The organism is Streptomyces sp. NPDC022552 (assembly GCF_055561875.1).
On the sequence record NZ_JBVHGJ010000006.1, the window covers coordinates 230,156 to 255,382 of the forward strand.

Consider the following 25,227-nt stretch of genomic DNA (forward strand, 5'->3'; position numbering starts at 1 on the left):
GTTCTGTCGTCAAATGTCACGCCCACATCAGGAGTGAGGCAAGGGTGACGGCCGCTTCGTAGGACTGGGCGGTCTTGTCGTAGCGGGTAGCGATGCCGCGCCACTGCTTCAGGCGGTTGAAGCACCGTTCGACGACGTTGCGGTGCTTGTAGGCCTCGCGGTCGAAGGCCGGCGGGCGGCCGCCTCGGCTGCCTCGCCGGGCCCGGTTGCGGACCTGGTCGGCCCGCTCGGGAATCGTGTGGGTGATGCCCTTGCGGCGGAGCCAGGCGCGGATCGCCTTCGAGCTGTAGCCCTTGTCTCCCAGGACGTGACCGGGCCGGACCCGTGGCCGCCCGGGTCTGATCCGGGGCACCCGGATCGCTTCCATCACGGCGGTGAACCGGGTGCAGTCGTTCGCGTCGCCGCCCGTCACGACAAGCGCGAGCGGCCGGCCCCGCCCGTCACAGGCCAGATGGATCTTGCTGGTCAGACCGCCTCTGGACCGGCCGAGGGCCGGGTCGCGGAGCCCCTTTTTCGGGCCCCCGCCGCCTGCTGGTGGGCGCGGACGATGGTGGAGTCGACGGACACCAGCCAGTCGATGTCGCCCGCCGCGTCCGCCTTCGCCTGCGCGGTCCGCAGCATCCGGTCGAACGTGCCGTCCGCCGCCCACCTGCGAAAACGGGTGTGGAGTGTGGCCCACGGCCCGTATCGTTCGGGCACATCCCGCCAGGCCGTCCCGGTCCGGAACTTCCGCACGATCCCGTTCAGGATCCTGCGGTCGTCCAGCCGCTTCCGCCCCCGCAACGACTCGGGCAGCAACGGCCGGACGAACTCCCACTCGGCGTCGGACAGTTCATGGCGACGTATCACGACACCATGATCCACCAGCCGTGATCATTTGAAGACACCCCCTAGGGGACACTGGCGCGGCCTACACCAACAACGACCTCACCACGGGGACGCGACCACGCTCTACGACACGGTCGGCGACCGGGTCTCGCTGCAGCCGTCGGCCAACGCCGGCACCCTCGCTCCCACAGGGAACCTCGGGGTGGACGCGAGCCCGTCTGCCGGATCCGACATCTCTGACAAGGCCTCCAACGGCTCCAACCAGGGCTTCGCTGCCCTGCCCAACCGGCGGTAAGCGACGTTCCCACCAGGACAACATCCTCCACGGGGCGCGCCGCCCTCGTCGGCGCCTTCCCCGCGGCCCGCCAGGTCACCGCTGTCGCCCTTCCCCAGGACCTCAGGACGGCCTGTGGGCGCCCTGCCCTCGGCCCCGGATCCAGACGATGGATGGCAAGCCACGTCAATCCCCGGGGTGGCAGGAGCTGCTGCCGCACTACCTTGCTCTGCCGTCTCGAACCCGCGGACCCGGCGCACGTTCTGAAAGGCGCACGGAGCGTGCGCTTTCTCTGAAGGGGTCCGGGTTGCCACCCGCACCCCTTCAGCGGTCAGCAGGACCCCCGTGTACAACGCAGGCGTCATCACGGATGCACTACCTCAAGTGGTACTCACCCAGACCGGAGCTGACGGTGGGACATGTCGCCGCGGTCGAGAAGCCGACATCCAGTCAGCCGTCGCTGGCGACGGAAGGAAGACATCGATGCGCTCTGCCCGCATTCTGTTCGCCACAACTGCCGCAGCCGGCGCCCTGGCCCTCGCCGCACCCGGGGCCTACGCGGTCACCACAGGTGACTGGGACAAGGACAGCTCCTCCCACACCCAGAAGCACGACAAGGATCACGACAAGCCGAAGGGTGGCATGCACACCGGCTCGGGCGGGCTGTCGCTGGTCGGCGAAGACCACTGGTCGAAGGACAAGAAGGATCACGACAAGCCGAAGGGTGGCATGCACACCGGCTCGGGCGGGCTGTCGCTGGTCGGCGAAGACCACTGGTCGAAGGACAAGAAGGATCACGACAAGCCGAAGGGTGGCATGCACACCGGCTCCGGTGCTCTCTCCCTCGTCAACGCCGACGACTGGTCCAAGGACAAGGACAAGGACAAGGGCAAGGAGAGCGGCTACAGCCATGAGAAGCCGAAGGGTGGCATGCACACCGGAGGCGGCGGTCTCGCGAGCTCCGGCACGAACGTGACCGGTGCCGTGGTGCTCGCGGGCGGTATCGCCGCGTTCGTCTTCTACCGCCGCAGGAAGGCAGCCGGCACCGCTGCGTGAGCCGTCCCCAGATGCGGGAGCACCTGCCCCAGGTGCTCCCGTGTCCGGTTTCGACTCCCACATCGACCAGCCGCCCCGCCATCGAAAGGTCCCCGGTGTCGAACCGACCAGACTCCTCCCTGGGCGCTCCCCGCTCCCGGCGCATCCGGCGTTGGTCAATCGCCGCCGCCTTCTGGACGCTCCTCCTGCTCACGCTCTACCTCGTCGTCGGCCCCGGCCTGCCAGGACCGGACACGGCCTCCGTGTCCCAACCCGCGGGGGCTGGGGCGGCGAAGCATGCTCCTGCGGCCGCGCCTTCTCCGGCACGTCAGGACCGCCCGTCGGCCCGGCCGGTGAATCCGACGATGCCGCGGTCGGCCCCCACACGCCTGACGATCCCGAAGATCGGCGTCGACGCCCCGTTCACCGGGCTCGAGATCGGCCCCTCCGGCGCACTGGATCCTCCCCCCGCAGACGAGACGAACCTGGTCGGCTGGCAGACTTCCGGAATCACGCCGGGCGAGCAGGGCACCGCGCTCATCGCGGGACATCTCGACACCGCGACCTCCCCGGCCGTGTTCGCCCGGCTCGCCGAACTCGAAGCCGGCGACCGCTTCGCAGTCAGGCGCGCCGACGGCACCACCGCCGCCTTCGTCGTTGATTCGGTGGAGAGCTTTCATAAGGACGACTTCCCAGACCAGCGTGTCTACGCCGACACGCCCTCCGCCCTCGTCCGCCTGATCACCTGTGCCGGTGCCTACGACCGCATCGCCAGGGACTACACCGAGAACCTCGTTGTCTTCGCCCACCTTGACCGACAAGCCTGATGCCACGTCGGCCCACACTCACCCCTGCTTTATAGAGGCTGAACCCGGAGGAGCGGAGCTACTGGGCGAGGCCTTGCTGGCCACGTCGTAGGACTTCCAGCCGAGCAGGTGGACGCCGCGGCTGGTGGCGGAGAGCATCTGTCGGCCGGCGTCGTCGGTACGAAACCGGGCCGGGCACAAGACGCCCGCCTTCCCCCACGAGCGAGGTCGCGAACTCGGCGTCGACCGTCTCCGTGGCCGGCCTGGACGGCGTCGGCCCGTGCGACTTCGCCCCCTATGCCACGGGACCAAGGTCGCCTTCGACCGGTCCGGATGATCGGGGGCCGGTCCCAAAGCGCAAGGATTTCGTTGGCGAGGTCCGCGATGGCCAAGGGGTACTCGTCGTGGCGAAGGACGTCAAGGATCTCAAGGACGTCTACGGCTCGATCCGCTCCTCGACGGCCTGACCGAGGCACAGGCCCAGCACGTCATCGGAGCTCAGGCCAACATATAGACCGAAAACATCGACGCGTCCCGACCATGGACTATCTGGCCTTCCCGCGCCTCGCCGCCTTCGCCGAAATGGTGTGGGGACCGCCGGAGAGGGATTCCGCCGGGTTCAGCGAGCGGCTGCGGACCCCATCTCGAACGGCTCGACGCGCTGGGCGTGGAGTACCGGCACCCCGACGGCCCGCACCCCTCCACCCCCGATGACACCACGTCACGGTTGGTGATCCTGTCCTTCGATTCGACTACGGTCCGTTCTGGTTGTTGATCGCAATCCGGAGGCAGCTATGACCGCATGGTCGGACCGCTTCGTCACATCGAGCGACGTCGAGCCACTCCTCGAAATTGCCAGGCAGAACCCGGACCGGCGCCTCCAGACCGAGGCACTTACGGCATCCGCATTGCTACCTCTGGACGACGTAGCCATCGAAGACGTGAGTGAAATTGTTCTTCCTCGATTGCGCGCAGGACAGCAATTGACCGAGGCGTTGATCGCAGCGGTCGGCAGCCTTCCCGTTCCCGATGTTCGGTCCCTCTTGGAGCAATGGGCTGCGGACCCCGCCTCGCCCCACCAGGAGGCGGCAGAGCGTTCCCTCGCGACGGTCGCTCAGTCGCAGGCATCGTCAGTCGACGAGCCCCAGGTTCCCGCCGCCGCAGATGCGGCAGAGCTTTCGGCTGCCGTGGCGGACAGGCTGCTGGAGACCACCGGATTCCCGTCCGAGCTGTCAGCGCTGGCCACGCTCCGGAAGTCCGAGGCCGAGGACCTGCTCACCGGCCTGGTCACCACACTGATCGCGGCGATGGAGCGGGACGACGCCACGCTGGCCGTGGCCACGGAACGACTGGGCCTCGTGGTCCAGGTGTTGCCCAGGACAGCGGCGGCCGCACTTCCGGCCCTGCCCCGGCGTGTCTCCGGGCCCCGGGCCAACTGGCTGGGTGCTCTGCTCACACTCCTTCCGCCCGCCGACGTCCTGACCGTCGTTCATGACCGTCTCGCCGACGAGGACTCGAGTCAGCAGCTCAGCACCCTGCGGCAGCTGGTGAGGGTGGCACCGCTCCTGGGCCGGCCGCCTCTGCACTGGCCGCCCCCCGAAGGGCCGGGCGAATTCGAAGGTCTCACGTTGCTGCTTCCGCCGGAAGGCCGGGAGATGCGTATGAGGTCGTCCGAGCCCGAGCCGGCAGCAGAATCTCCCGCATCCTCCGGCGGGAAAAGGGAGGCGTACGCGCTCCTGGACGCGCCGAGACAGGTCGCGCCTGCTCATGTCTTCGAACTCCGTGTGGGGTTGGCTCCGACGCCGTCACCGGAGGTGTCCCAGCCCCCCTCGCTCACCGTCCCCAGCGGGGAGTTCGAGCTCGGTGTGGAGATCCTCGCCCCCGGGTTCGAGGCTATGGGCGGTGAGTCGTTCGTCCTTCAGATGAAGGCCGGGCCGGACGACCCGTACCCCTACCTGCTGCGGCGGCTGCGCGCGCTGGACGACGACGCCTTCGCGGCCGAGCGGGTCATCACCGCGGTGTTCTCCGTGGAAGAACGGCTGATCGGGGTGGCACACCGCACGGTGCTGGTGGCTGAAGGCCACGAGAACGTCGTCGCCGCGCAGGTCTCCGTCGAGCCGGCCGGCATCACCTGGGCACTGCCCGACGATCCTGCCACCCAGCCCGACCTGGAGATCATCGTGGCTCCGGGAAACGATGCCGAAGGCACACGGCTCTGCTGGCTGTACCGGTCCCCGCACCCAGAGGTACGGCCTCCCCGAAGAACCCCCGTCACCAGGCTCGGCAATGAGGCGGAGTGGGCGCGCAACCGCATGCGCGGCGTCCAGGACCGGAGGGACGCGTACGACCTCACGTTCTATCTTCGCGGTATCGGTCGCGATGTGAGGGACGCGGTACCGCATGAGGTATGGGAAGCCCTTCGGGTCGCCGCCAGGGTGGCAGGCCTGCCGACGGTGCTGATCGCCACCTGGGATCCGTACGTCCCCTGGGAGCTGGCCATGGTGCCTGAACCATGGGACAGCACCATTCCCGCTCACCTTGGTGCCCAGGCGGTCGTGGGCCGGTGGACGTACGGCGAGGAGCACCGCAAAGCGGCTCCGCCGGCACGCCTGACGGCGCGGGAGATGGCTGTGGTGAGCGGCCACTACCCCACCAGAGAACTCGAGCAGGCAGCGGCCGAAGCGGCTCACCTCATCGAGGAGTACGCCGCGGAGTCCGTGGACGCTCTGACCGCCCCGGTGCTGGGCAGCCTGCAGCGAACGAAGGGGCCGGACATCCTGCACTTCGCCGTACACGGGAAGTTCGATGCCGCCGACTCGGAGGACGGCATCATGATGACCGACAACTCGTTTCTGAGCCCGTATTCGGTCAGCGGGGTCGAGACGAGCCCCGTGCGTCTCGTCTTCCTCAACGCCTGCCAGCTGGGGCAGAGCCGCAAGGCGCTCGGCTCGTACGCCGGAATAGTGCCCTCCTTCCTCAGCCTGGGTGTCGGGGCGGCCGTCGCACCGCTGTGGAACGTCGACGACGGTATCGCCAGGGCGTTCGCCGAAGGCTTCTACCGGGCCGCGCTCAAGGGCGGGATCGCACCCGCCGAATACCTACGGCAGCAACGCGTCGCCACCCAGGAGGCATCGGGCGCGGGTGTGTCGACCCCGCTCGCCTACCTGTTCTTCGGCCATCCCCGGCTGACCATCGAGTGGGACGAGGAAGGAGCGGACAATGTCTGAGCTGGAACGGGACGGCCGAGTGGATCTTCCCTATGGCGTCGTCCTGCGGTCCTCGGACGTGAGCGGACGCGTCGGTGAGGTCACGAAGTGGGCCGGTGCCGACGTTCCGGTACGGGCGGCCGAGCCGGAGGCCTTCGCCGACCGGCTGGCGGCCGACGAGCTGCCCCACGTCTCGGCACGGCTGCTGGGAACCCTCATCCAAGAGGCCGGGATGCGCCCGGTTCTGTCACTGCCCCTCAGCGACCTCGCCGTCCCCGCCCGCCCCGGCGGACACCAGCGAGGCGACGCGGCCGTCCCTCAGCTGGCCGTCCAGGTACCCGCACCGGCCGAGGACGAAGAGCAGGTCGTCCTGGAAGTGGACGCGACCGGAGTGGTGCGCTGGGTCGTGTCCGACACCGCGGTGCGCGGGGACGGCACCGACCGGGCCGAGTCCACCCAGACCTTCCGGGTCTCCATGGAGCAGTTCGGCGTTCCGGGCGCGGTACGGGAACGCGGACTGGTCGGGTTCGGGGTCAGCAAGATGCTGCACGTACTCCGCTTCCCCATCCAGCAAGCGGCAGGCAGGGTCGCGGAGTTCGCGGTGGGCCGATGGGAGACCCGTTTCCGTCCGTACGGGTTGCGACTCACCACTCCCGGCAGTTTTCTCGACCCGACCGCCGACGGGCCGGTGACCGCGGACCGGCTCGCCGAGCTCGCCGACCGCCCGTTCCTCGTCTTCGTCCATGGCACCTTCAGCCGGTGTCACTCGGGATTCCACGGCATCGCCACGGACGGTCAGTTGCTGCGCGACCTGCATGCGCGGTACCAGGACCGGGTCCTCGTCTTCGACCACCCGACCGTCCATCTGGACCCGGTCGACAATGCCCGCTGGTTCCTCGAACGCCTGCCCACCGACCGGCCACTCACCCTTGACCTCGTCACTCACTCGCGCGGCGGACTGGTGGCCCGCCGGCTGGGCCAGGAAGGAACGGCGAGGGCAGCCGGCCGGCCCGCTCCTTCTGTACGGACGCTTGTGCACGTCGCAACGCCCAACGCGGGCACCGTCCTGGCGGACGCACAGCACTTGGGCGATCTGCTCGACGTCTTCACCAACCTGCTCGGCCTGCTTCCGGACGAGATCGTGACCACCACGCTCGAGGTGGTCCTCGAGGTCGTCAAGCACTGTGCCACCGGAGCGTTGGGCGGACTCGGCGGTCTGGCCGCGATGGACCCCGCTTCATCCGCGCTGACCGATCTGAACGCGGCCCCGGTGCCGACGGTCGGGACGGTGCGCGCGATCACGTCCGACTACAGTCCGGCCGATGGGGCCGGACTCGCCATCAGAGCACTCAACCGACTGGTCGACCAGCTGTTCGGCGTCGGCAACGACCTGGTGGTACCGACCGACGGTGTCCATCGCGCGGGCTCCTACGTCGTGCGCGATCCACTGGTGATCCCCTCGACGAGCGGGGTGGCGCACGTCGACTTCTTCCGGGACGCACAGGTGCGCAGTCGGCTCGCGGAATGGCTGCCGGGGAGCTGACCGCGTCACATCCCGACGGGCAGCATCTCGTACGGCCGCAGCGAACTCATCAGCGCGGTCGCCGCGTACGGCAGGCCCTGGAGCCGGTCACCGGCGGCCAGCCGTTGCAGATGCCGGGCGACCTGTGCCGGTGTCCAGCCATGCGTGAGATTCCCGATGAGTTCGTCGATCTGCCTGGGGTCCCCCGCCAGGGTGAGCCCCGTGGCGATCACCACCACGGCGTTCCCCAGCGTGGCCAGCTGGAAGGCGAAGTCGTTGCGGAGCAGTAGTTGCCGGATCAGCTCACTCGGCCGGGCGGGCCTGGCGATGTCCAGGATCACCAGCGGCGCGGGATGTCCGGCCGCCACCCTGGAGACGAATCGGTCGAGCTGTCGCACGGTGATCGTGTCCGAGGCCTCGGACACCCAGGCGGACTCACCGGAATAGGTGGATGCTCCGAAGTCGATGTACGGGACGGTGCCGAGCCCCTCCATGGTGGCGCTCACATGGATCACGTCCGGCGCGGGCACGCGGTCCACGACATGTTCGAGCACGATGCTGTTCGGGTCGTCCGTGACCTCCACAGCCCAGCCGGCCCTGGCATAGGCGACCTGTAGGTCGGCCCCGCCCATGTGGTGTCCGCGCTGGGACTCCAGCTGCCGGGTGGCTCCGCGCCGCAGGACCAGTACCTGCGGACTGTGGCGGTGCTGCCACAGCTCCGCACGGAGGCATCGCCACGTCAGCGAGCCGGCGACGCCGTCCACGTCAAGGCCCAGGGAATGCTGCACGGCCGACACGGCACGCGTGGTCTGCGGTCCCATCAGCCCGTCGATCGGGCCGGGGTTGATGTGCAGCAGGTCCAGGGTCTCCTGGAGTACACCGGTCCGGACCTTCCCGGCCCGCCGGGGGTCGGGCAGGCGGCTGACGGCCCGGACCCTGTCATCTGTGGCCAGATTGCCCTTCCTCGTCACAGCGATCTCCCAGGGCACCTGCGCGAGTTCGGGCTGCTCGACGGTCAGGCAGATGTCCAGAGGCTCTGTCCGGCCCCGTTCGAGGAGTGGCTCCATGGTCCACTCGCCGGGCACCAGGGGGTCGCCGGCGAGAATCGTGTCGACGAGGGGCATGAGGGACCTCTGATGGGTCCGCTTGCGCAACGCCTGGGCAAGCGGCGCCGACGGCCGCACCCGGCCCAGCTCTCGGTCGCCGCCGCGAACGAGTACAGCACCGTCCGCGAGCGCGAAGCCGACCGTGTCCGCGGCGGTGGGCTGCGAGCGTGGGATCTCGCGGTCGTCACCGAGCTCCGCGAGGACCGCGCGGGCAGCCTGCACATGCTCCTGCGCGGCCTCGGCTCCCTCGCTCCCGTGCAGCCTCGACCAGCTTTCGTGGGAGAGCGCCTGCCAGCGGTTCGCCGGCTCCAGCGGCAACAGAGCGTTCGCCAGGTGCAGCCGCTCGGCCGTCATCTCCACCGGGACACGATTCGCCCAGCGCCGGGCGACGGTGATGAGGTGGGCCGCCTGCAGCAACGGATACTCGTCATAACCGTCGAGAGCCGGGGGCTGCGGTTCCTCCGGGCCGACGGGACCGGTGAGATCCATGAACCGGGCCAGCCGCCACCAGGCGAAGCTGTCCTCGTGCGCGAGGATCTCGGCCGCTCGCACGGCGCAGCGACGCGCGTCGGCGAGACGCCCTGCCAGGCGGTACGCGGTGGCGGCGCATGTGGCAAGCCAGCTGACGTCGGCCGACTGCTCCACCGGCTGCGGCGGCCCTTCACGGGGCAGGACGAGCTCCAGCAGTTCCGCCCCGGCCTCCAGCGGCCCCGGGCAATGCTCGAGGGCGCGCAGCATCGCGAGCCGGGACGAGGCCGGCGTCACCCGGCTCAGCGCGCGCAGCAGGCCCTGGCCGTAGAACGTGGACCGGTCGTCCGCCAGGGCCAGTCCGTGCGCAGCGGCTTCGACGACGAGCAAGGGGTGTGCAGCAGTCCGCTCCAGCCGTGCCAGAGCGCTTGCGCACATCCTTGAGGCTCCGGCGGTGTCTCCGTGGCCGGCCATGAGATCCGCCTGCAGCAACAGGCACCGGGTCGCGATCTCACTGCCGTCCTCGTAGCTCAGCCGCATCGCCTCGCCGAGGAACTGCGCCGCCTCCCAGTGGTTGCCGACGACGTCGAACTGGGCTCTGGCCTGGTGGAGTGCGCACTCGGCGCTGCGTTCGTAGTCCTGGAGGCGGGCATATCGCTCACGTGCCGTCTGCAGGTCGGTCATGCCCCGCTCCACCTGCATGAGCTCGATGTTGGCCCGCCCGCGCAGAGCGAAGACCGTGGCCTCCCGCTCCGGCTGCAGGCTGTCGGGCGCGCTCAGCGCCCGTTCGCACAGAGCGCGGGCCTGGCGCGGCCGGCCGAGTGTGAGCAGTGCTTCGACGCTCACGGCCAGCGGTCGCGCGGTCGGATCGCCGGAGAAGGTACCGCTCAGCCGTGCGGCCGTGTCGGGCATCCCCAGGCGCAGGGCCACTTCCGCCTCCGTGAGACGCAGCCCGGCCTGCTGCTCCGCTGTGGTGCCTTCACCTGGGGCCTGGTCCAGCCAGCGCCGGGCTTCGTCATACCTGAGGCGGGCCGCCGCGTCCAAGGCCAGCAGGTGAGCCAGATGGGCCGAGTGCGGCTCGTCCCCTATCGCCTGCGCGATGCGCAGGGCCTTGTGCAGTACCGCGGACGCCTCTTCCGGCCGGTCGAGGGCAGTCTGCGTCGCCGCGTACACCTCGAGTGCGAAGCAGAAGTCCGCGGACGGCTCGATGGTCTCCCCGATGGGCTCGAGAACCTTCGCTGCGCTGCCTGGTCGATCACGGGCGAGTAGCAGGGCGCCGCGCGCCGTATTCCACCGTATGTCAGGGAGGCGTACGTCGGACCGGGTTGCGATCGCTTTCGCAGTACCCAGACTGCGCTCGCTCTCGCTCCAGAGCTGGTGTCCTCCGGAGAGTCCCTCGCTGCGCGCTCTGCGGACGAGCGCCCAGGCCAGTTCCACATGGGCTTCGGCGTGCAACTGCGGGTCGAGCGCAGGCCTGCCTCCGGCGGTCTTCAGAGGTCTGCCGTCCTCGTCGACGTACTCGGGACCGAGAATCTCTCCTGCGATCTCCGCGACGTCCTCGAAGCGGTCGGCGGCTCTGGCCTGTGCCACGGCCTCGCGCCAGGCGGGAGCCGCCTCGCTGCCCTCCGCCTGGATGCGATGGTAGAGCGCTGCCCTGGTCCAGCCTGCCCACGCGGTGGGGTGCTCCTGGGCCAACTGCTCGTAGTAGCGAGCGGCGTCCTCGTGCAGAAGCCGGTAGACGGGCTTTGCGGACAGCAGGCGCCGCAGCGGATCCGCCACGCACGGGTGGAAGACAAGAGTGTCAGGGTCGGCCGGGGCAGCGCTCACCCAGGAAGAGACCTGGGCCGAGTACTGCTTGAGGCGCTCCCAGAGCTGCGCGAACTCCGCCGGCCCCTGTGGAGCGTCCACTCCCGTCCGGAACGGCTGTGCGGATCCGGACGACTGGAGATCGTCTTCCGGGCGGTCGTCCTCGCACCCTCGCATGGCCGAAGCCATGCGAGGAAGGACGACCTGCTCGGCGAAGCCACGGCTCAGCCGTCTCGCCAGCACGCCGTACCGGATCAGCCACTTCAGGGCGTCGTCCTCGATCCTGCCGATGACGCGGTCCATGCACCAGGCGAGCAGGGGGTCGAAGCTCTCCACGGTCTCCACCGATATGTCCGGGGAGTAGCTCGCCACGTCGGCGTAGAGAGCGAGCTGCCAGGGAATCCCCTCCGCCCTGCGCAGGATGCCTTCCACCACCTCCGTCCGCCCGATGCCGCGCTTCCCGGTCAGATAGCTTCTGGCCTCGTCCTCGGTGAAACGCCGTATCTCGAGCCGGTCCATGTCGTGCTCCGGCAGGCGCTCGGCCAGCCGGTCCAGTTGCTCCTCGGCGCCCGTGAGCCGCCCGGAGAGGATCAACCGCACCTGGCTCGACGCCGCGTGGATGTCCGCGAGGAGACCGACCAGTTCGGCGGCGCCGCCCAAGGGCCGCAGTACCGCGACTTCGAAGGCGTCGAGCACGATGAGCAACGGTCTGCCGGAGGAGTCCTCGCGCAGCGCGCTCAGGAACCGGTCGCGGACGTCATCGGCGTCGGAGCGGGCCGCGGCGGTGTCGAGCGCGGCCGCGCCCGAGCGGGCGAGCGTCGGGGCATCCCGCAGCAGCACGGAGCGATACGCACCGTGCCGGCGGAGCAGTTCCTGGAATGGGGTTCCGGGTATCTGCTCGTTGAGCTGCGTGGCGAGCTCGAGCGCGAGCAGCCAGGGGTGCCGGACGACATTCACCGCGTCGATTGCGTCGAGGTCCACCAGCGCGCACGGTACCCGGGCCGGTGCGGCGACGCAGCGGCGGGCGATGAACCACTGGAGCATCATCGACTTGCCCATACCCCCGATGGCGTGCAGGCGAAGTGCACGGGTGGGAGTGCCGGCCAGCAGTTGGTCGAGCCTGCCCTCCAGGTCGGGCCGTGAAAGGTATTGGCCCGACCTGAGCAATGCGTCGTACCAGAGCATCCTCGACCGGAGATAGCGGTCGCGGTCTCCGCGCAGCTCGGCCAGACGGGGGCTGAACTGCCACGCCCAGGATTCGTTCAGGGCATCGAGCAGATCCTGACAACCGGGGAAGTCGAACTGCTCGTCCCGCTCCTGGTACCACTGCTCGAAGCGGACGGCCGCCCTTTCGGGATCGGCGACGACGAGGGCCTGCAAGGCGGCTTCGATTCGGCCGGCACGCTCGCAGAACTCGGCGATGAGTCCCTCAGCGGCACGGAGTGCCCGGGGCACCGGAGCGGAGTCGGGCGGGACCCCGGCATCGAGCCACCAGGCTCGCCACGCCGCTTCCCGGAGGCCGGCCCCGATATGGAAGCTGCCGGCGCCCCCAGGCAGCGGCTCGACGCACGGCTGGTCGACCAGCTCGGCCAGGGGCGGGCCGGTGTCCGCACGCAGCACCGCGTCGTACAGCGCCTCGTCGAAACCGTCCACCAAGGCGCACCGAAGCACCGTGCCCCGCAGTGGCTCGGGCATCAAGGAGAGCGTGACGTCGGCAATGGTCTCGCCTGCTGCGACGCGCTTCACGACACCGTCCAGGGTGGTCATGGCTGCACCTTCTGCAGCGTGAACACCGCCTGCTCCCATGCCAGGAGCTCCTTGGGGCTGAAGTACTCCTCGCCTGCCTGTTCCCGGTTGATCGCCTGGCCCCGCATGTCATGGGTGAAGGCCGTCCACGAGGCCTCGTCGGGGCGTAGCCCCTGATAGAAGTAGTCGCGCTTGCGGGCGCAGTACTCGCGGACCAGGAACATCGCCTCACTCCGGTCGAACGGCCTGACGGTCATGACCCGATTGACCAGATGCACACCGAGCTTCGCATCGAGCCCGCTGTCCACGGCCACGATGCGCACGGGGTCGAATGCCCCTTCTGCGGCTGGTTTCAAGAGCTTCTCGACGACATGACCGTGGGGTTCTGCCCGAAGAACATGGTCCAGGATCAGCAGCATCGGTTCCTTCCTGGCCACTGTTCGCAGGAAGAACGTGAAAGCGCTGATCAGCTCATTCTCGTGGTCCAGCGCGTCGCGCGGACGGTCGGTGGGAGGAGGCGTGGTCATACCGGGCACCGCGGCGGCCACCGGGTTTCCTGCGCGCAGTGACTGGAGGAGCATCTGCGTGTACCGGAGCGCCGTGGTGAAGAGGTTCGCCGGATCTTCCGCGTCCGGCCCGAGCCATGAAACGACGGCGTCCCTGATCTCCGTGAGTGCTGCCGGCAGATCGAGATTGCCCTTGTTCAACAGGTCCACGTAGACGACCGGAACGCCACACCAGTAACTGGTCAGCAGGCAGGAGCGGGTCAACTCGGACTTTCCAGTTTCGGTGTTGCCAGTGATGGCGAGCAGATCGGCCGTGCCCGCCCCGAGCGTCGCGTCCAGACGCCGCATCATCCTGTGGTGTTCGTCCCCTCGCCCGACCAGCCAGCGCGGCCCGTCGAACTCCCGTCCCCTCGTCCTCGTCACCGCCGTGTGGTCCATGGGCTCGGGCCATTTGAGTATCACCAACGGATCAGCCTGGACGGTCAGGACGGGCATGGCCCAGTCACGCGGATGACCGTCGTTCTTCCGGTGGAGCTCGTTCCGAGCGTGTGCCATGGCCTCGTCCAGTGCTTTCCCCGCTGCCAGCTTCCCGTAGAACTCCCGGCTGAACCGCACCGCCGCGTCGGACGCGATGTCGCCCTGCATGGCGACGACGGAGAGCGTCCCGCCCTCGAAGAGGGCATCGCTGAGGCCCCAGACCAGCCGCTGGGGATCCCCTCCCGCCGTCCGACACGCGTTGAGCACCGCGAGCCGCAGGGGCTTCTTGAGCGTTGCTGCGATGAAGCCGGCGCTGAGGTCCCACGGGTGGTTCGGCGTCATGATCTCAAGGGCCGGCCCGGTCGAGACCGAGTCCTTGCCGTGCCCGATGAAGTGAAGGATGTGCGGGTCGAAGTCGGCGAAGACTTCCCGCGTATTTTCCCGGTCGGGAGCCCGCAGGACATGCACCTGCCAGCAGCAGGGGACGTTACTGACCCCTGTGTAGATGGCTTCGAGCTCCTTGTCCGACTCCAGTGCCTCGTCGTCGGGATCGCCCACGACGACGAGAAGTCTCACCGGCCCGGTCAGCGGCTCCGCCTCGTTCGGGAAGGGGACGTGCGCCCGGACATAGGGGCGTGCCTCGTCCTCGAAGAGCCAGCGTTCCTGGGGCTCGGGTGTGCAGAGCAGCTCCCACGGCAGCGAACGCAGGTCGCTGGGCTGTATGTCCAGCATCACCCGCGCGTCCTCGTTGAAGGCCTCGGCTCGCCAGACGTCACCCAGAGAACCTGACAGGAGCGCGTCGAAAAGGCCCCGCCCGGTCGACAGCAACGCGTCTTCCTTGACGCTGTCGTCCAGAAGCCCGGTGCGTCGCGCCAGGGCACCGCTCGGAATCAACGCTTCGACGCGCGGATTGTTGAACCATTGATCGGTGCCGTCATCGACACAGAGTCCCTTGGGAAAACCCTGTGGCTGGTGGTCTCCGACGTGGATGAGGATCGTCGACATATGCAGCCCCACGCTCGCAACTCAGCGCCTGCGTGACCGCTCTCTCTCCATGCTCGACCTGCGGGGAGAGGATGTCCACCGCACAGCCCGTGGCCGGGACCTGGGAGGAGCATGGCGTGACCGGGCCGTCCGGTCAGCTGCCATCGACGCCCGGGCGGAACCACAGACGGCCGGACTGGTCACGGTGCAGTACATCGGCCCGACGGTCTCCGTCGAGGTCGCCGAAGCCGGAGGCGACGGGCGAGACCGGTGCACGCCAGTAAGGGCTGTCCCGTATAAGGACGTGAGCTGGGGGGTGCCTGACGGCTCGACGCGTGGAGTCGAAGAGGGTGAGCGAGTGCCCCTTGCACCGGTGTGCGTCCTGACTACCCGGTCGGACGCCGTCTTGAACGATTGGTCGCCTCGTGGCACCTGTACGACTCAGAGGCTCCGTCCGGCCCACGGGACGTGTGTCTGATCGACAGCGAAGCGGTTGCCACGCGCATCACGACCGGTTCGGACTGGTGCCTGATCGTGGAGGCATCGGACCCCTTCGCGGGATACGACATGGCGGAGTCAGACCGCGTCGAGGTGGCGCCAATCAGCGGTGAGACCCCGTTCGCGGATCACCTTGGCGAGACGGTGCCGGCAGTCAGCGAAGAGAGTGTCCCGGACAACGGGCGGAGCATTGCGATTGATCAGGAGTGCCGTAAGGCGACTGCCTGAACGACATCTGCCGCCCAGGCTACCGCGCAGCGGCTCATCGACGAGTGCGCTCGCCGTGTCGAAGACCTGGACGTCGATGGCCCGTCCGGCCCCGCCAGCGGGACCGTTCGAGGCCTGTCGATGCAGTTCCTCGAAGGGTGCAGGGTCCACCTTGATGCCGAGGCCGACCGGCACTTCAGGGTCCGCCAGCCCGCAGGACGGAGCCTGTTCGCCCGCATCTCAGCGAGGTGAGGTGACGCGGCCAGAGCAGTGATCGCGCGTCACCTCACCTCGAGGCCGCACAGTGGCGACGGCGCTCTGCGCTACGACGATGCGTCAGAAGAAGTACGAGCCGTCGACCGTGCCGTCCGCGTTGTGGCTGGCGATGAACTCACCCCCCGCCTGGGCCGGTTCGAGGTTGGCGAAGTCAACGGCTTCCTGCCAGCTGGGGAACCCGGCGACGGCCAACCAGGTCGCACCCGGGGCCGCAGCCTGCTCCTTGCTGCGGGCTGCCTTGAGGTCGCGGGCTTCATTGATCGACATGGCCATGGGACACCCTTTCGTTAGTGACTGGGAGTAGCTGAATCGTAGCCTATCGTCACGCAACGTGAGCGCATATGCCGCGGCGGTTGCTCACGTGCGTGTCGGATCAGCCGGGCGCGGCTGTGCCGCCGGGGGAGGGGTCGATGGCGATGGGGGATCACTATCGCCCAGTGGTGACAGACTGACGATGGTTCAGCGACCGTGTCTGCCCGATGCTGAGCGCACACCGCAAGCCGCCGGGGGAATGCAAGACCGGACGGGAAGCGGGAGTTCAGTACGTCGCTCCTCCTGACGCAGGACGGGGACGTACGGCTCCGCCTGTCTGAGGAGGAGACGGCGAAGGCGGTGACCGCGCACCCGACGGGTGAGCGCCTCTTCCGGGCGGGGCGCCCGGCAGGGTTCCGCGTCCCGCTGGCCGACGTCAACGGCCGGCAGCTGAACGCCCTGGTACGGGCCGCCTGGGCCGCCCGCGCCCCGAAACGGCTCGCGGATGCCCTGGCCACGGCGGAGGCCGCCGCCGACGGACCCGTCGGCGACCTCTCGGCCGGCATCGGCCGTCCGGCCACCCAGGCCCTGCTGGGCGCCGGTCTGACCACCCTCGACGCCATCACCCGGCACCCTGCTGCCGAACTCCTGGCCCTGCACGGGGTCGGCCCGAAAGCGGTCCGCATCCTGACGGAAATCCTGCGGGAGCAGGGCCGCACCCTGCGTCCCTAGGACCATTCCTTCGGACTACCGCACTGACCAGATATCCCCTCTCAGGTCTTCACGAAGACCTTTTGACGATGGACCCGAGTGGGCGCGACGCTGCGGATATGTGGCGTTAGGTCACTGGGCAAGGCTGGGTGGTACGCGCCTGCGGATCCTCATCAACGGCGGCGGTCCTGCGCCCGGAGCTGGAGGCGCGGGCAGGAGCGATGGCGGACCGTTTGCCACCCGCCGGGATCCGGAGCAGCGTGGACACTGGCTGCCGCCGGTACTGCGACACCCGGTCCGGGCAGCCGGAGGCGGAGCGAGGAGGAGAGACCGATGACCGCACCGAAGTCCGGCCCGGAAGCCGTGCCCGTCGAGCGCCGCCAGGGCGAGTCCGACAGTGTGTTCTGGGAGCCGAGTGAGCGCTGGGTGCGTGCGACGGCGGGGGAGATCACGGTCGTGGACAGTCGTAGGCCGGTTCTCGTGTGGGAGCCCGGTCGCCCCGTCCCCCTCTACGCCTTCCCGACCGGGGACGTCCGGACGGACCTGCTGCGGCGAACGGAGCGGCCCGCCAGCCGCCGGCGTCACGCGGGAGCGACGGTCTTCTACGACCTCGTGCTCCCCGATCGGACCGTCGGGGCGGCGGCCTGGACCTACCCCGGAGAGGACCTGGCCGGCCACATCAGCTTCGAGTGGTTCGGGCGCGAGGCTCTGGACCACTGGTACGAGGAGGACGAAGAGATCTTCGTGCACCCCCGCGACCCGCACAAGCGGGTGGACGCCCTGCCCAGCAGTCGACATGTTCAGGTCGAGATCGAGGGTACGGTCGTCGCGGACACGCGCACGCCGGTTCTGCTGTTCGAGACGGGGCTGCCGGTGCGCTTCTATTTCCCGCGGGAGGACGTTCGCCTCGACCTCTTCACCCGTACCGACGGGCGCACCCGCTGTCCGTACAAGGGTGTGGCGAGCGAGTACTGGTCCTGGGCCGGCGACGCCGACGTGCGGCCCGACATCGCCTGGAGCTACCCCGACCCCCTGCCCTCCGTGGGGATCATCAAGGACCGGGTGGCCTTCTACGACGAGTCTGTCGATGTCGTCGTAGACGGAGTGCAGCGGGAGCGGCCGGTCACGTTCTTCAGCCGGCCGTCGCGGTAGTTCCGCACAGGAACTCGCCCCACCGGATGGTGACATCCGGCGCGCCCTGTGTCTGACGACCGCGGCGAGTGCTGTGCCTGCTCCTTCCCCCTCGCCGTTTGCCAGGCATGTGGTGGCCAGGTCGCGCTGATCAGCGCGGGCTGTGCTCGACGTATCTGTCTGCCTCATCCTGGCGTGCCGTCCGGTCGATTCGAGCAGCGAGAGACGAGAAGTCCCCCGAATCGTGCCGGTTCGCGCCGGCGGAGACCAGGCCGAGCGGAACACCGCAGGCGTCGGACGCGACCGAGCCTTTCAGAGTCGTTCGATGGTGCAGTGCGCCACGACGTGGCCTTGCCAGTTCAGTTCCCAGCCACGCTGTTCCGGTACGCCGCTGACTGCCCTGCAACGACGCTGTCGTACATTCCGGCCTCGCGCACCTGGGCCGATCTGCCCGGAACTTCGGTCTGCAAACCCGCTGCCGGGCAGTGTCCGCCGGATCGGCGCTTGACACCTGGGGGACCGGCTATGCCACCGAAGCCGCCACGCAGGCCGTCGCTTTCGCCTTCAACACCGTCGGCCTGGACCGACTGGAGGCCATGTATCGCCCTGGTGACCCGGCCGCGTCCTGGACGAGGCCGGGTTCACCCGCACAGTGGGGCGCCGCTCAGACCGTGAGGCTGTGCGAGTCGCCGGCGGCGAGGGAGATCACAGCGTTCGGGCTGCTGAGGGTGACGGGAACGTTGCTGGGGCTGGTGGTGCCGTCGCCGAGCTGGCCGAACCCATTGTCGCCCCAGGCCTGAAGGGTGTTGTCGGAGAGCAAGGCCAGGCTGTGGGAGCTGCCCGCGGCGAGGGCGAGAACGGCCGAGGCGAGGTTCTGCACGGCGACCGGGACATTGCTGGGGTTGTTGGTGGCGTCGCCGAGCTGACCGCCGCTGTTGTCTCCCCACGCCTGCACGGTCCCGTCGTCTCCGAGGAGAGCGAGGCTGAAGTTGCCGCCGCTGCCCGCGGCGACCGCGCTCACCCCGGTGAGATTGAAGACTCCGACCGGCACGCTGCTGGGGTTGTTGGTGCCATCGCCGAGCTGACCGGAGCCGTTTCCGCCCCAGGCCAGCACTGTTCCATCAGCCAGGACGGCCAGGCTGTGGTCGCGTCCGCCCGCGATGTCGACGGCATTTATCACGCCGCTGACGGTGACGGGGACGGTGCTGGGGTTGTTGGTGCCGTCGCCGAGCTGGCCGCTGCTGTTGTCGCCCCAGGTCATCACCTCACCGCTGTTCAGCAGGGCCAGGCTGTGCACGCCGCCGCAGGCGACCTTGACGACGGTGTCGGGGAAGGCGCCCGAGCCTACCGGGACGTTGCTGGGGTTGTTGGTGCCGTCGCCGAGCTGGCCGAACCCGTTGTCACCCCAGGCCATCACCGTGCCGTCGCCGAGCAGCGCCAGGCTGTGACTGCCGCCACCGGTCACCGCGTTGACCCCGGAGAGTCCGCTGACGGTGACGGGGACGTTGCTGGGGGTGTTGGTGCCGTCGCCGAGCTGGCCGCTGCTGTTGTCGCCCCAGCACTGCACCGTGTCGCCGTCGAGCCGCGCAAGGCTGTGGCCGCCGCCGGCGGCGGTCGTACGGACGGCCGCGGCAAGCATGGTCACCGGCACGGGAGCGGTGCTGGGGTTGTTGGTGCCGTCGCCGAGCTGGCCAAGGGTGTTGGCGCCCCATCCGTCCATGGCAGGCCTCCAGATTCCTTTGGTTCTCAACCGGTCTGTCGAGAAGGTTCCGGTGATCTCAGGATCATCGACCGTGCTATGGGGCGCGACTGGAGTTCCGCGCGCGTGGAGCCCTGGCCCGGCCTACGCTGAGAGGTGATGAGTCGTCCGGCGTATCCCGGTCACTCCGATACGGCCGCGGCTCCCCGATCCGGCACGCTTGGCCGCGAAGGCGCGGGCGTGTCCGGGCCCCCGTCCGTGAGGCGAAGCCGCTCCGCACGGCGTAGTCCGTTCCTTCGTACGGGTTGGAAGGCATTCTGCCTCCTCGAGAGCCGATCATGAACTCAGGGGCGTGCCGGAGACCCGAAGCACCGTTAGCCGCTTGACGCCTTCGACCTGCGATGCCGGCTCGACAGTGGCGTCGTTCATGTACTACGCGCCCTCGGCGTTGAGGTGGACAAACAACTCGCCAGCGGCGAATGATCCGACCACTAAGGCTTGTCCCCGTAAGAATCTGTTGTCCTTCCGGGTGTGGTGGCCGGGTTTCCTCTGGTCAAGCGTGAAGTTGCCTCCGCTGCAATGGAGATGACACGTCGTGCTCTCCCTTTAGTGGAGGTGTCAGATGCCGTCGGCGGTGGGGTTGATCGAGGAGCGGGACGTCGCTGCCCGGCAGCGGGTGGAGTTGCTGCGGAACGAGCTGGACCGGCTTGTTGCCGAGCTGGAGGAGGCGGAGGCCGCGCGGGATCGCCTGGTGATCGCGAAGGAAACGGTGAGTGAGGTGCTGTCCGAGGCCGGCGAACCCAAGGACGTGCGAGTTTCCCATGCCCGGCCGGTTGAGCCGGAACCGGCGGTGGTCCGGGCGGTGCCCGGCTCGGTGGGGCCGGCGCGGCGGGAAGGGCTTGGACGTGATGGACTTCAACACCCATGAGCCGTGCGGGAGGCTCTGCTTTCATTCACCGGGCACGAGCCGATCACCCAACCAGCACCCAGGTTCGACCCGCCACCGAACCTCTCGGTACGACAAAAGCTACTTACGCGTCGGAGTGCTCCGGCAGGGTGAGCCAGTCCGACCAGGAGATCTCTCGGCCGAGGAAGCGCGGCTGCTCGAACGGCCAGTCGGCGGCGATCCACTGCGGCACCAGCTCATCGAGGGCCTGCTCGACCTTGCTGTCCACCAGCTCGTCCACCACCCACCAGGAGATCTCGCCGTCTGCGCCGGCCCTCTCCGGTGGGTCGATGTAGACGCAGCCGAGCAGAGCTGTCTCCGCCGTGTCGAACAGCGCGTAGTTGAAAGACTGATGTGCAGCGATCTCCTTCTCGTGCCGCAACAGGTCGGCCTGGTCGGCCTCGTAGGTCATGGTGGCCGCAGGCCAGCCCCAGGCAGGGCCGAAGATGGTCCACAGCCGCTCGCGCGAACCCATCACAGCCGGATAGTCGAGCGGGGTGTCCGCCTCCCGGATCGGCCGCAGGTGATGACCACTGCCCGGCAGCGGTACCAGGACGGGATGGACGAAGTTGTCGGGGAGCCAGCTCATAGCGCCCGACCGTAGCAGCGCACGGCCCTCCGTTCCTTTGGATTTTGCCCGTATACCGCCAGGACCGGCTCTCATGCCGGGCCGCACCCGTGATCACCCGATCGAGACTCCCGTTCGATCGACGCGGGATGGAGCCCTCGTGGTCGCCACGACCGTTGCGCACTGGTCCGCAGTACCACGGAACCGCAGGAAGCCCTTCACTCGCCGTTCTGTCCTTACAAGGCAGAGACAGCCGTCACCGCCGGCCGGCCGCCCCAGTCAGAACCTGCACATCAGCGACCGCACGCGAAGGGGCGGTTCTGGCGTTGGGGCTTCGGCACTCACCACAGAAGTTGAGCCAGAGCCTTCTCGGGTTCTGGCTCACTTTCCGTGGAGGGCTGACTGAGTGTGATGTCAGTGACGTGTGGTGGGATGGCCGGACTCTGCTGCCGTGACCTGCTGGGAGCCCACCTTCATGCCCGTGTATTTGTCTCTGACCCACGCCCTGGCCGCGGCCTTGGTCGATGTCCTGTGGTTCATCGAGGGCAGTGACGACGAGCAGATGGATCCGGACGACGCCGTCAAGGTCCTGGAGGGTGTCGCCCACCTGGTCAGCAAGCTGTCGAGCGACCAGCGGAGCGAACTGATCGATCTGCTCGGGACGATGGCCGCAGCCGAGTCCGAACCCGCGCGGCAGGAGTTCCTGGAAGGGTTCCCGGAAGGCTTCGGGCTCGTTGATGATGCGGTCTGACCAGTGCATCACGAGCAGAGCAGGACCTGTTTGCGGAGCAGATGAAAGCCGGCCCGGCCGAACATCTGGCGTTTGAGCATCTTGATCCGGTTCACGTGGCTTCGACGACCCCGGAGCTCCTGGCAGGGTGAGGCCGGCGATGAGGGCATCGCGGTCGCGGTCGATGCCTGCGGCGAGGGTATGGAGGCCGGGGAGGTTGTCTCGCCGGACGGCATCGAGCCACTGCGGCAGCCGTTCGCCCCGGCGCTCGGTGAGCGTCTGCCCGAAGGAGCGGACGTGGCCGGTGAGAGCGTCAAGCTCGGGGCAGTGGACCAGAACAACCTTCAGCCGAAGGTGCTCCGTCTCGGTGAGGGTCTCGTCGCCGGCGCAGGATCCATCCGGCGACGATCCGGGGTGACGGTGGCCGAGCCGTGACGGGGCCTGGCGAGAGCCGCTCTTTCGGAAATAGGCGCGAACCCGCTGGTAGCTGTCCTGATAGCCGAGCGGCACGATCTCCTCCCACATCCTCCAGGCGTTCGTGCAGTCTTGGTTGGCTTCAGGGGGGCAGGCCGCTGCGGGGTGTTCGGATCGGGGTCGAGTGCTGGCGAGGCACGTCTTGGGCGGTGTGCCGGCAGCGTCGCGCTTCCCCCTGGAGCTCCGCCGGGTGGGCCGACGCACTCCATGGGGGAGTACGTCTCGACAGCTGGGCGATGCAGCGGGCCTGCGGACCACGCTGCGCCCGGCGGTTTTGCGTCGATCCGGAGTGACCATGGGCAGGCCGCCACCCCACCTCCACGCCTCCGATACCGGGGGCCCTACAATCCGGGGTAGCCAGGTCGGTATACCGGACGGCATACTTGGAGCATGGCAGACACGACCGTCAAAATCGACGACACGACACGGGACCGGCTCAAAGCGCTGGCCGACGGCGCGGGCATGTCCATGAAGGACTACCTCGCGCAGGTGGCCGCGGAGAAGGAGCAGGAGCGCCTTCAGGACACTGCGACGGCTGCCTTCCGCCGCGCGATCAGCTCTCCGGGCGTCATGGACCGGTTCGACGCCGAATTCGGCGGGCTGCCGGCCACGAAGCACGAGACCCCGCGGGCGGCCTGAACCTGTGGATCTGCACATCGACCACCGATGGCTCCTGGAGCGCCAGGAAGACATCCTCCGCAAGGACCTCACGGTCAACGACCTCTCGGTACTCGTCGGCATGGCCGCCCGCCACCGGGTGAACACCCCACGTCTCGACCAGGCCGACCCGGATGCCTTCTGGCGCGCTGCGGTGTTCCTGGAGGAATGCGTCCTGCTACGTCCGCTCCCGGCCCGGAACGAGCTCTACGGGTACGGCATCGCCATCGCGTACCTCGAGGCGTCCGGCAACCGTGTGGACACCACGTTCGAGCCGTGGCGCGACCTGGTCAACGACATCCGCGCACTACGGCTGAACTCCTACGACATCGCCGACCGCCTGCGGTCCTTGAGTTCCTCCTGAAATCGAGTCGATGGCTGAGGGTCGTAGAAGCCTCGCCGCCCTGCGCCGCCCGGGCTTCGGCCGGCGGTCACGTTCACAGCCGCAGCGGTCGCCATGGACGGCCCGGTGCGGCCTGGCCGGCACCCACCATTCACACGCACCGCCATCGGACACTGTCCTCCAGTACGTCCTCGCCGCACCGTTGGAAACCTACGCAGCCACCGGGGAATCGGGAAACCACCTTTCGGCGTTGTCGCATCATGGGCGATGCATCCCACATCAGCGAGGGCAGGCCCGGTCCGGCCGCCCTGGCGACCACTCGCGCCCGTCTTGCGGCCGACCGCGCCGGCGCCCTTGAGCGTGCCGCAGCACTGAGTCGCGACTTCGACGAGATCGTCGCCTCGAACACCCTCATCGCGGTCGACGACGAGCACGATCCCGAAGGCGGCAGCACCGCTTTCGAGCGAGCGCACGTGGCCGCCCTGATGGCGCAGGTGCGGGAGCATATGGAGGAACTGGACCGGGCAGTGGAGCGACTCGAACGAGGGGAGTATGGACGGTGCGAAGGCTGTGGCGAGAGGATTCCGCCTGAACGCCTGGAGATCCGTCCGGCGGCAACCACCTGTGTCAGCTGTGCCCGGTCCGACCCGCGCCGAGGGCGGCGCGCTGCCTGACGCCGGCCCACCTGTGTCAAGTCGAGGTGTCCACTGGCCTCGCGAGGAGGAGTCGCCGCCGGGATTCGAACCCGGGTGACGCATCTGCGCGAACCTGTGTACGTCGTCCTTGGCCCCTAGACGAAGGCGACTGCCTGGAGCAGCGTACTGAGCGGCCCGTGGCCAGGGCACCCGAGTATCCGCCGAGGCAGGTCCCGGTGGTCCGACGCTTCATTTGGAGCGAGCGGCCTCCGCCCACGCATAGGGGCAAGGACCGCAGGCGACCGAACCAGGCGCGAGCTGGCCAGAACGGTGCCGGGCGGCGTGATGGCAGCAGCCACGGCGGCGAGCCCCCGGTTGGGACCGACGCCTGCGCTCGACTGGATGCCGTAGAGGGCGAGCGCACGGAGGCGGATTACGGTGGCAAAGGCCCTCGGCATCGCGCTGCCAGTACCGGAGCGCTCTTGTGAGTTCGGTGACCGCGGACCAGTCGGCTGTGTGGGGCTGGACGCGAGGCAGGAGGCGGCGGCGCAGCCGGGTGGTGCCGGGCCGGGCGAGGGCCTCGTACGTCGCGGTCCAGGATCGCTGGGCGCAGACGAGGTCGCTGGGGCACGCGTGGTGCCTCAAACGGTCCCCGAGTCCGCCGGGCGGCGAGCCGTTCTGGCTCACCGTGAGCCCGACGGGCCGACGGGTCTGCCCGCGGCGCATGAGCCGGTCTTCCGGACGCGACGGGGTTGTGAGGGACCTGTGACCTACTGGGCGATGAGGCGGGTGATCCAGCGCGCGCACGAGAAGGCTGGCACAAACTGGAGCCTGCACGATCTGCGGCACACGGCGGCGCATCGGATGGCGAACGACCCCAGCCTCACCCTGGCCCAGGTCGACAATTCTTCGTGCGCAGGTTCGATTCCAAGGATGGCGGGCTGTCGAGGTGTGAGTGATCGCTGTCTCCGGTCGGCCGGGCTCGGCCCGCGCCTATCCGCTCAATGCCAGCCGGTGTACCCATCGGGGTGTCCTCCGCCCCCCTCGCCCCGTGTGAGCCCGTACAGGAACAGCCCCAGCACGAGCAGCGCGAGCAGCACCGTCCAGACAGTGCCCGGCAAGTCCATGGGGCTCGGGCGCCGTGGGGGAACGGCGCCCTGGCTCTCGGTGTCGCGTTCCTCGTCGCTCATCCCGCCCCCTCCATCTGTGTTCATGGCACTGCGACACGAGGCTGGCGTCAAGCCCTCCGACGGCCCGAGGTGGGTCGAGACGGGACCGATGCCGGCCGCCTGCGCCCTCACGGAGACCTAGTACTGCCTGCGGCGATGAGGTAGGC

At 68.7% G+C, this 25,227-nt stretch carries 19 protein-coding genes, 1 tRNA gene and 4 pseudogenes; 15 read left to right on the forward strand and 9 right to left on the reverse strand.

The window, feature by feature from the left end; translation table 11 throughout:
• Nucleotides 1–16 precede the first annotated feature (16 nt).
• A pseudogene (locus tag ACZ3OF_RS18775) lies at nt 17–846 on the reverse strand (IS5 family transposase).
• Between the two features lie 31 nt (nt 847–877).
• On the opposite strand from ACZ3OF_RS18775, the gene ACZ3OF_RS18780 reads away from it, so the two are divergent.
• From ACZ3OF_RS18780 to ACZ3OF_RS18800, 5 genes are all read left to right on the forward strand, one after another.
• Nucleotides 878–1,123 (forward strand): DUF4394 domain-containing protein, encoded by a 246-nt coding sequence (locus ACZ3OF_RS18780; RefSeq protein ID WP_361675275.1) that lies wholly within the window; start codon nt 878–880, stop codon nt 1,121–1,123.
• 462 nt (nt 1,124–1,585) lie between these two features.
• The gene (locus ACZ3OF_RS18785) at nt 1,586–2,158 is read left to right on the forward strand and encodes a hypothetical protein (protein ID WP_467305660.1); all 573 of its coding nucleotides are present in this window, start codon (nt 1,586–1,588) and stop codon (nt 2,156–2,158) included.
• A gap of 158 nt (nt 2,159–2,316) precedes the next feature.
• The gene (locus tag ACZ3OF_RS18790) at nt 2,317–2,964 is read left to right on the forward strand and encodes a class F sortase (protein ID WP_467305847.1); all 648 of its coding nucleotides are present in this window, start codon (nt 2,317–2,319) and stop codon (nt 2,962–2,964) included.
• A gap of 773 nt (nt 2,965–3,737) precedes the next feature.
• Nucleotides 3,738–6,170, forward strand: a complete 2,433-nt coding sequence (locus ACZ3OF_RS18795; protein ID WP_467305662.1) for a CHAT domain-containing protein — start codon at nt 3,738–3,740, stop codon at nt 6,168–6,170.
• A complete protein-coding gene (locus tag ACZ3OF_RS18800) occupies nt 6,163–7,692 on the forward strand; it encodes an esterase/lipase family protein (RefSeq protein ID WP_467305664.1) in 1,530 nt (509 codons plus the stop codon). The genes ACZ3OF_RS18795 and ACZ3OF_RS18800 overlap by 8 nt, the downstream gene beginning before the upstream one ends.
• Nucleotides 7,693–7,697: 5 nt before the next feature.
• Here ACZ3OF_RS18800 and ACZ3OF_RS18805 read toward each other — a convergent pair whose 3' ends face one another.
• Complete coding sequence (locus tag ACZ3OF_RS18805) at nt 7,698–12,818, reverse strand: peptidoglycan-binding protein (RefSeq protein ID WP_467305666.1); 5,121 nt, start codon at nt 12,816–12,818, stop codon at nt 7,698–7,700.
• 980 nt (nt 12,819–13,798) lie between these two features.
• Nucleotides 13,799–14,785 (reverse strand): annotated as a pseudogene (locus ACZ3OF_RS18810) (CHAT domain-containing protein); the annotation flags it as partial.
• Between the two features lie 447 nt (nt 14,786–15,232).
• Between ACZ3OF_RS18810 and ACZ3OF_RS18815 the strand changes: the two are divergent.
• Complete coding sequence (locus tag ACZ3OF_RS18815; protein WP_361675255.1) at nt 15,233–15,490, forward strand: hypothetical protein; 258 nt, start codon at nt 15,233–15,235, stop codon at nt 15,488–15,490.
• 315 nt (nt 15,491–15,805) lie between these two features.
• Here ACZ3OF_RS18815 and ACZ3OF_RS18820 read toward each other — a convergent pair whose 3' ends face one another.
• Nucleotides 15,806–16,012 (reverse strand): hypothetical protein, encoded by a 207-nt coding sequence (locus ACZ3OF_RS18820; RefSeq protein WP_361675253.1) that lies wholly within the window; start codon nt 16,010–16,012, stop codon nt 15,806–15,808.
• A gap of 345 nt (nt 16,013–16,357) precedes the next feature.
• Between ACZ3OF_RS18820 and ACZ3OF_RS18825 the strand changes: the two genes are divergently transcribed.
• Both ACZ3OF_RS18825 and ACZ3OF_RS18830 read left to right on the forward strand, forming a co-directional pair.
• Complete coding sequence (locus tag ACZ3OF_RS18825; RefSeq protein ID WP_467305668.1) at nt 16,358–16,729, forward strand: helix-hairpin-helix domain-containing protein; 372 nt, start codon at nt 16,358–16,360, stop codon at nt 16,727–16,729.
• A 312-nt stretch (nt 16,730–17,041) separates the two neighbouring features.
• Nucleotides 17,042–17,860 carry a DUF427 domain-containing protein gene (locus tag ACZ3OF_RS18830; protein ID WP_467305669.1) on the forward strand — a complete coding sequence of 273 codons (819 nt, stop codon included), beginning with the start codon at nt 17,042–17,044 and terminating at the stop codon, nt 17,858–17,860.
• A 217-nt stretch (nt 17,861–18,077) separates the two neighbouring features.
• Here ACZ3OF_RS18830 and ACZ3OF_RS18835 read toward each other — a convergent pair.
• Nucleotides 18,078–18,155 (reverse strand): annotated as a pseudogene (locus ACZ3OF_RS18835) (IS5/IS1182 family transposase); the annotation flags it as partial.
• A 169-nt stretch (nt 18,156–18,324) separates the two neighbouring features.
• Here ACZ3OF_RS18835 and ACZ3OF_RS18840 point away from each other — a divergent pair.
• Nucleotides 18,325–18,405: pseudogene (locus tag ACZ3OF_RS18840) on the forward strand (hypothetical protein); the annotation flags it as partial.
• Nucleotides 18,406–18,503: 98 nt separating this feature from the next.
• On the opposite strand, the gene ACZ3OF_RS18845 reads toward ACZ3OF_RS18840, so the two are convergent.
• Complete coding sequence (locus tag ACZ3OF_RS18845; protein ID WP_467305671.1) at nt 18,504–19,559, reverse strand: RCC1 domain-containing protein; 1,056 nt, start codon at nt 19,557–19,559, stop codon at nt 18,504–18,506.
• 601 nt (nt 19,560–20,160) lie between these two features.
• Between ACZ3OF_RS18845 and ACZ3OF_RS18850 the strand changes: the two genes are divergently transcribed.
• Nucleotides 20,161–20,466: a hypothetical protein gene (locus ACZ3OF_RS18850; RefSeq protein WP_361675241.1), complete on the forward strand. Its 306-nt coding sequence runs from the start codon at nt 20,161–20,163 to the stop codon at nt 20,464–20,466.
• 103 nt (nt 20,467–20,569) lie between these two features.
• On the opposite strand, the gene ACZ3OF_RS18855 is transcribed toward ACZ3OF_RS18850, so the two are convergent.
• Nucleotides 20,570–21,073, reverse strand: coding sequence for a GNAT family N-acetyltransferase (locus tag ACZ3OF_RS18855; RefSeq protein WP_467305673.1), 504 nt, complete (start codon nt 21,071–21,073; stop codon nt 20,570–20,572).
• Between the two features lie 430 nt (nt 21,074–21,503).
• Here ACZ3OF_RS18855 and ACZ3OF_RS18860 point away from each other — a divergent pair, with 430 nt between their 5' ends.
• The 5 genes from ACZ3OF_RS18860 (at nt 21,504) to ACZ3OF_RS18880 (ending at nt 23,930) form a co-directional block, all read left to right on the forward strand.
• On the forward strand, nt 21,504–21,803 hold the full coding sequence (locus tag ACZ3OF_RS18860) for a hypothetical protein (protein ID WP_467305675.1): 300 nt from the start codon (nt 21,504–21,506) through the stop codon (nt 21,801–21,803).
• A gap of 72 nt (nt 21,804–21,875) precedes the next feature.
• Nucleotides 21,876–22,217 carry a hypothetical protein gene (locus ACZ3OF_RS18865; protein ID WP_361681886.1) on the forward strand — a complete coding sequence of 114 codons (342 nt, stop codon included), beginning with the start codon at nt 21,876–21,878 and terminating at the stop codon, nt 22,215–22,217.
• A 429-nt stretch (nt 22,218–22,646) separates the two neighbouring features.
• Nucleotides 22,647–22,895, forward strand: coding sequence for an antitoxin MazE7 (locus tag ACZ3OF_RS18870; protein WP_361681807.1), 249 nt, complete (start codon nt 22,647–22,649; stop codon nt 22,893–22,895).
• Between the two features lie 4 nt (nt 22,896–22,899).
• Complete coding sequence (locus ACZ3OF_RS18875; RefSeq protein WP_361681810.1) at nt 22,900–23,277, forward strand: toxin Doc; 378 nt, start codon at nt 22,900–22,902, stop codon at nt 23,275–23,277.
• A 239-nt stretch (nt 23,278–23,516) separates the two neighbouring features.
• Nucleotides 23,517–23,930 (forward strand): TraR/DksA family transcriptional regulator, encoded by a 414-nt coding sequence (locus ACZ3OF_RS18880; protein ID WP_361681813.1) that lies wholly within the window; start codon nt 23,517–23,519, stop codon nt 23,928–23,930.
• 50 nt (nt 23,931–23,980) lie between these two features.
• Here the strand turns inward: ACZ3OF_RS18880 and ACZ3OF_RS18885 are convergent.
• Together ACZ3OF_RS18885 and ACZ3OF_RS18890 are read right to left on the reverse strand one after the other, a co-directional pair.
• Nucleotides 23,981–24,061: transfer RNA gene (locus ACZ3OF_RS18885), tRNA-OTHER, on the reverse strand.
• An 831-nt stretch (nt 24,062–24,892) separates the two neighbouring features.
• On the reverse strand, nt 24,893–25,081 hold the full coding sequence (locus tag ACZ3OF_RS18890; RefSeq protein WP_467305678.1) for a hypothetical protein: 189 nt from the start codon (nt 25,079–25,081) through the stop codon (nt 24,893–24,895).
• Nucleotides 25,082–25,227: the final 146 nt, after the last annotated feature.

What these genes read in the sequence shown, in the direction of transcription:
- ACZ3OF_RS18805 (WP_467305666.1), bottom strand. Translation starts at nt 12,818, where the DNA reads ATGACCACCCTGGACGGTGTCGTGAAGCGCGTCGCAGCAGGCGAGACC.
- ACZ3OF_RS18830 (WP_467305669.1), top strand. Translation starts at nt 17,042, where the DNA reads ATGACCGCACCGAAGTCCGGCCCGGAAGCCGTGCCCGTCGAGCGCCGC.
- ACZ3OF_RS18855 (WP_467305673.1), bottom strand. Translation starts at nt 21,073, where the DNA reads ATGAGCTGGCTCCCCGACAACTTCGTCCATCCCGTCCTGGTACCGCTG.
- ACZ3OF_RS18785 (WP_467305660.1), top strand. Translation starts at nt 1,586, where the DNA reads ATGCGCTCTGCCCGCATTCTGTTCGCCACAACTGCCGCAGCCGGCGCC.
- ACZ3OF_RS18820 (WP_361675253.1), bottom strand. Translation starts at nt 16,012, where the DNA reads ATGTCGATCAATGAAGCCCGCGACCTCAAGGCAGCCCGCAGCAAGGAG.
- ACZ3OF_RS18870 (WP_361681807.1), top strand. Translation starts at nt 22,647, where the DNA reads ATGGCAGACACGACCGTCAAAATCGACGACACGACACGGGACCGGCTC.
- ACZ3OF_RS18795 (WP_467305662.1), top strand. Translation starts at nt 3,738, where the DNA reads ATGACCGCATGGTCGGACCGCTTCGTCACATCGAGCGACGTCGAGCCA.
- ACZ3OF_RS18845 (WP_467305671.1), bottom strand. Translation starts at nt 19,559, where the DNA reads ATGGACGGATGGGGCGCCAACACCCTTGGCCAGCTCGGCGACGGCACC.
- ACZ3OF_RS18890 (WP_467305678.1), bottom strand. Translation starts at nt 25,081, where the DNA reads ATGAGCGACGAGGAACGCGACACCGAGAGCCAGGGCGCCGTTCCCCCA.
- ACZ3OF_RS18880 (WP_361681813.1), top strand. Translation starts at nt 23,517, where the DNA reads ATGGGCGATGCATCCCACATCAGCGAGGGCAGGCCCGGTCCGGCCGCC.
- ACZ3OF_RS18800 (WP_467305664.1), top strand. Translation starts at nt 6,163, where the DNA reads ATGTCTGAGCTGGAACGGGACGGCCGAGTGGATCTTCCCTATGGCGTC.
- ACZ3OF_RS18850 (WP_361675241.1), top strand. Translation starts at nt 20,161, where the DNA reads ATGCCGTCGGCGGTGGGGTTGATCGAGGAGCGGGACGTCGCTGCCCGG.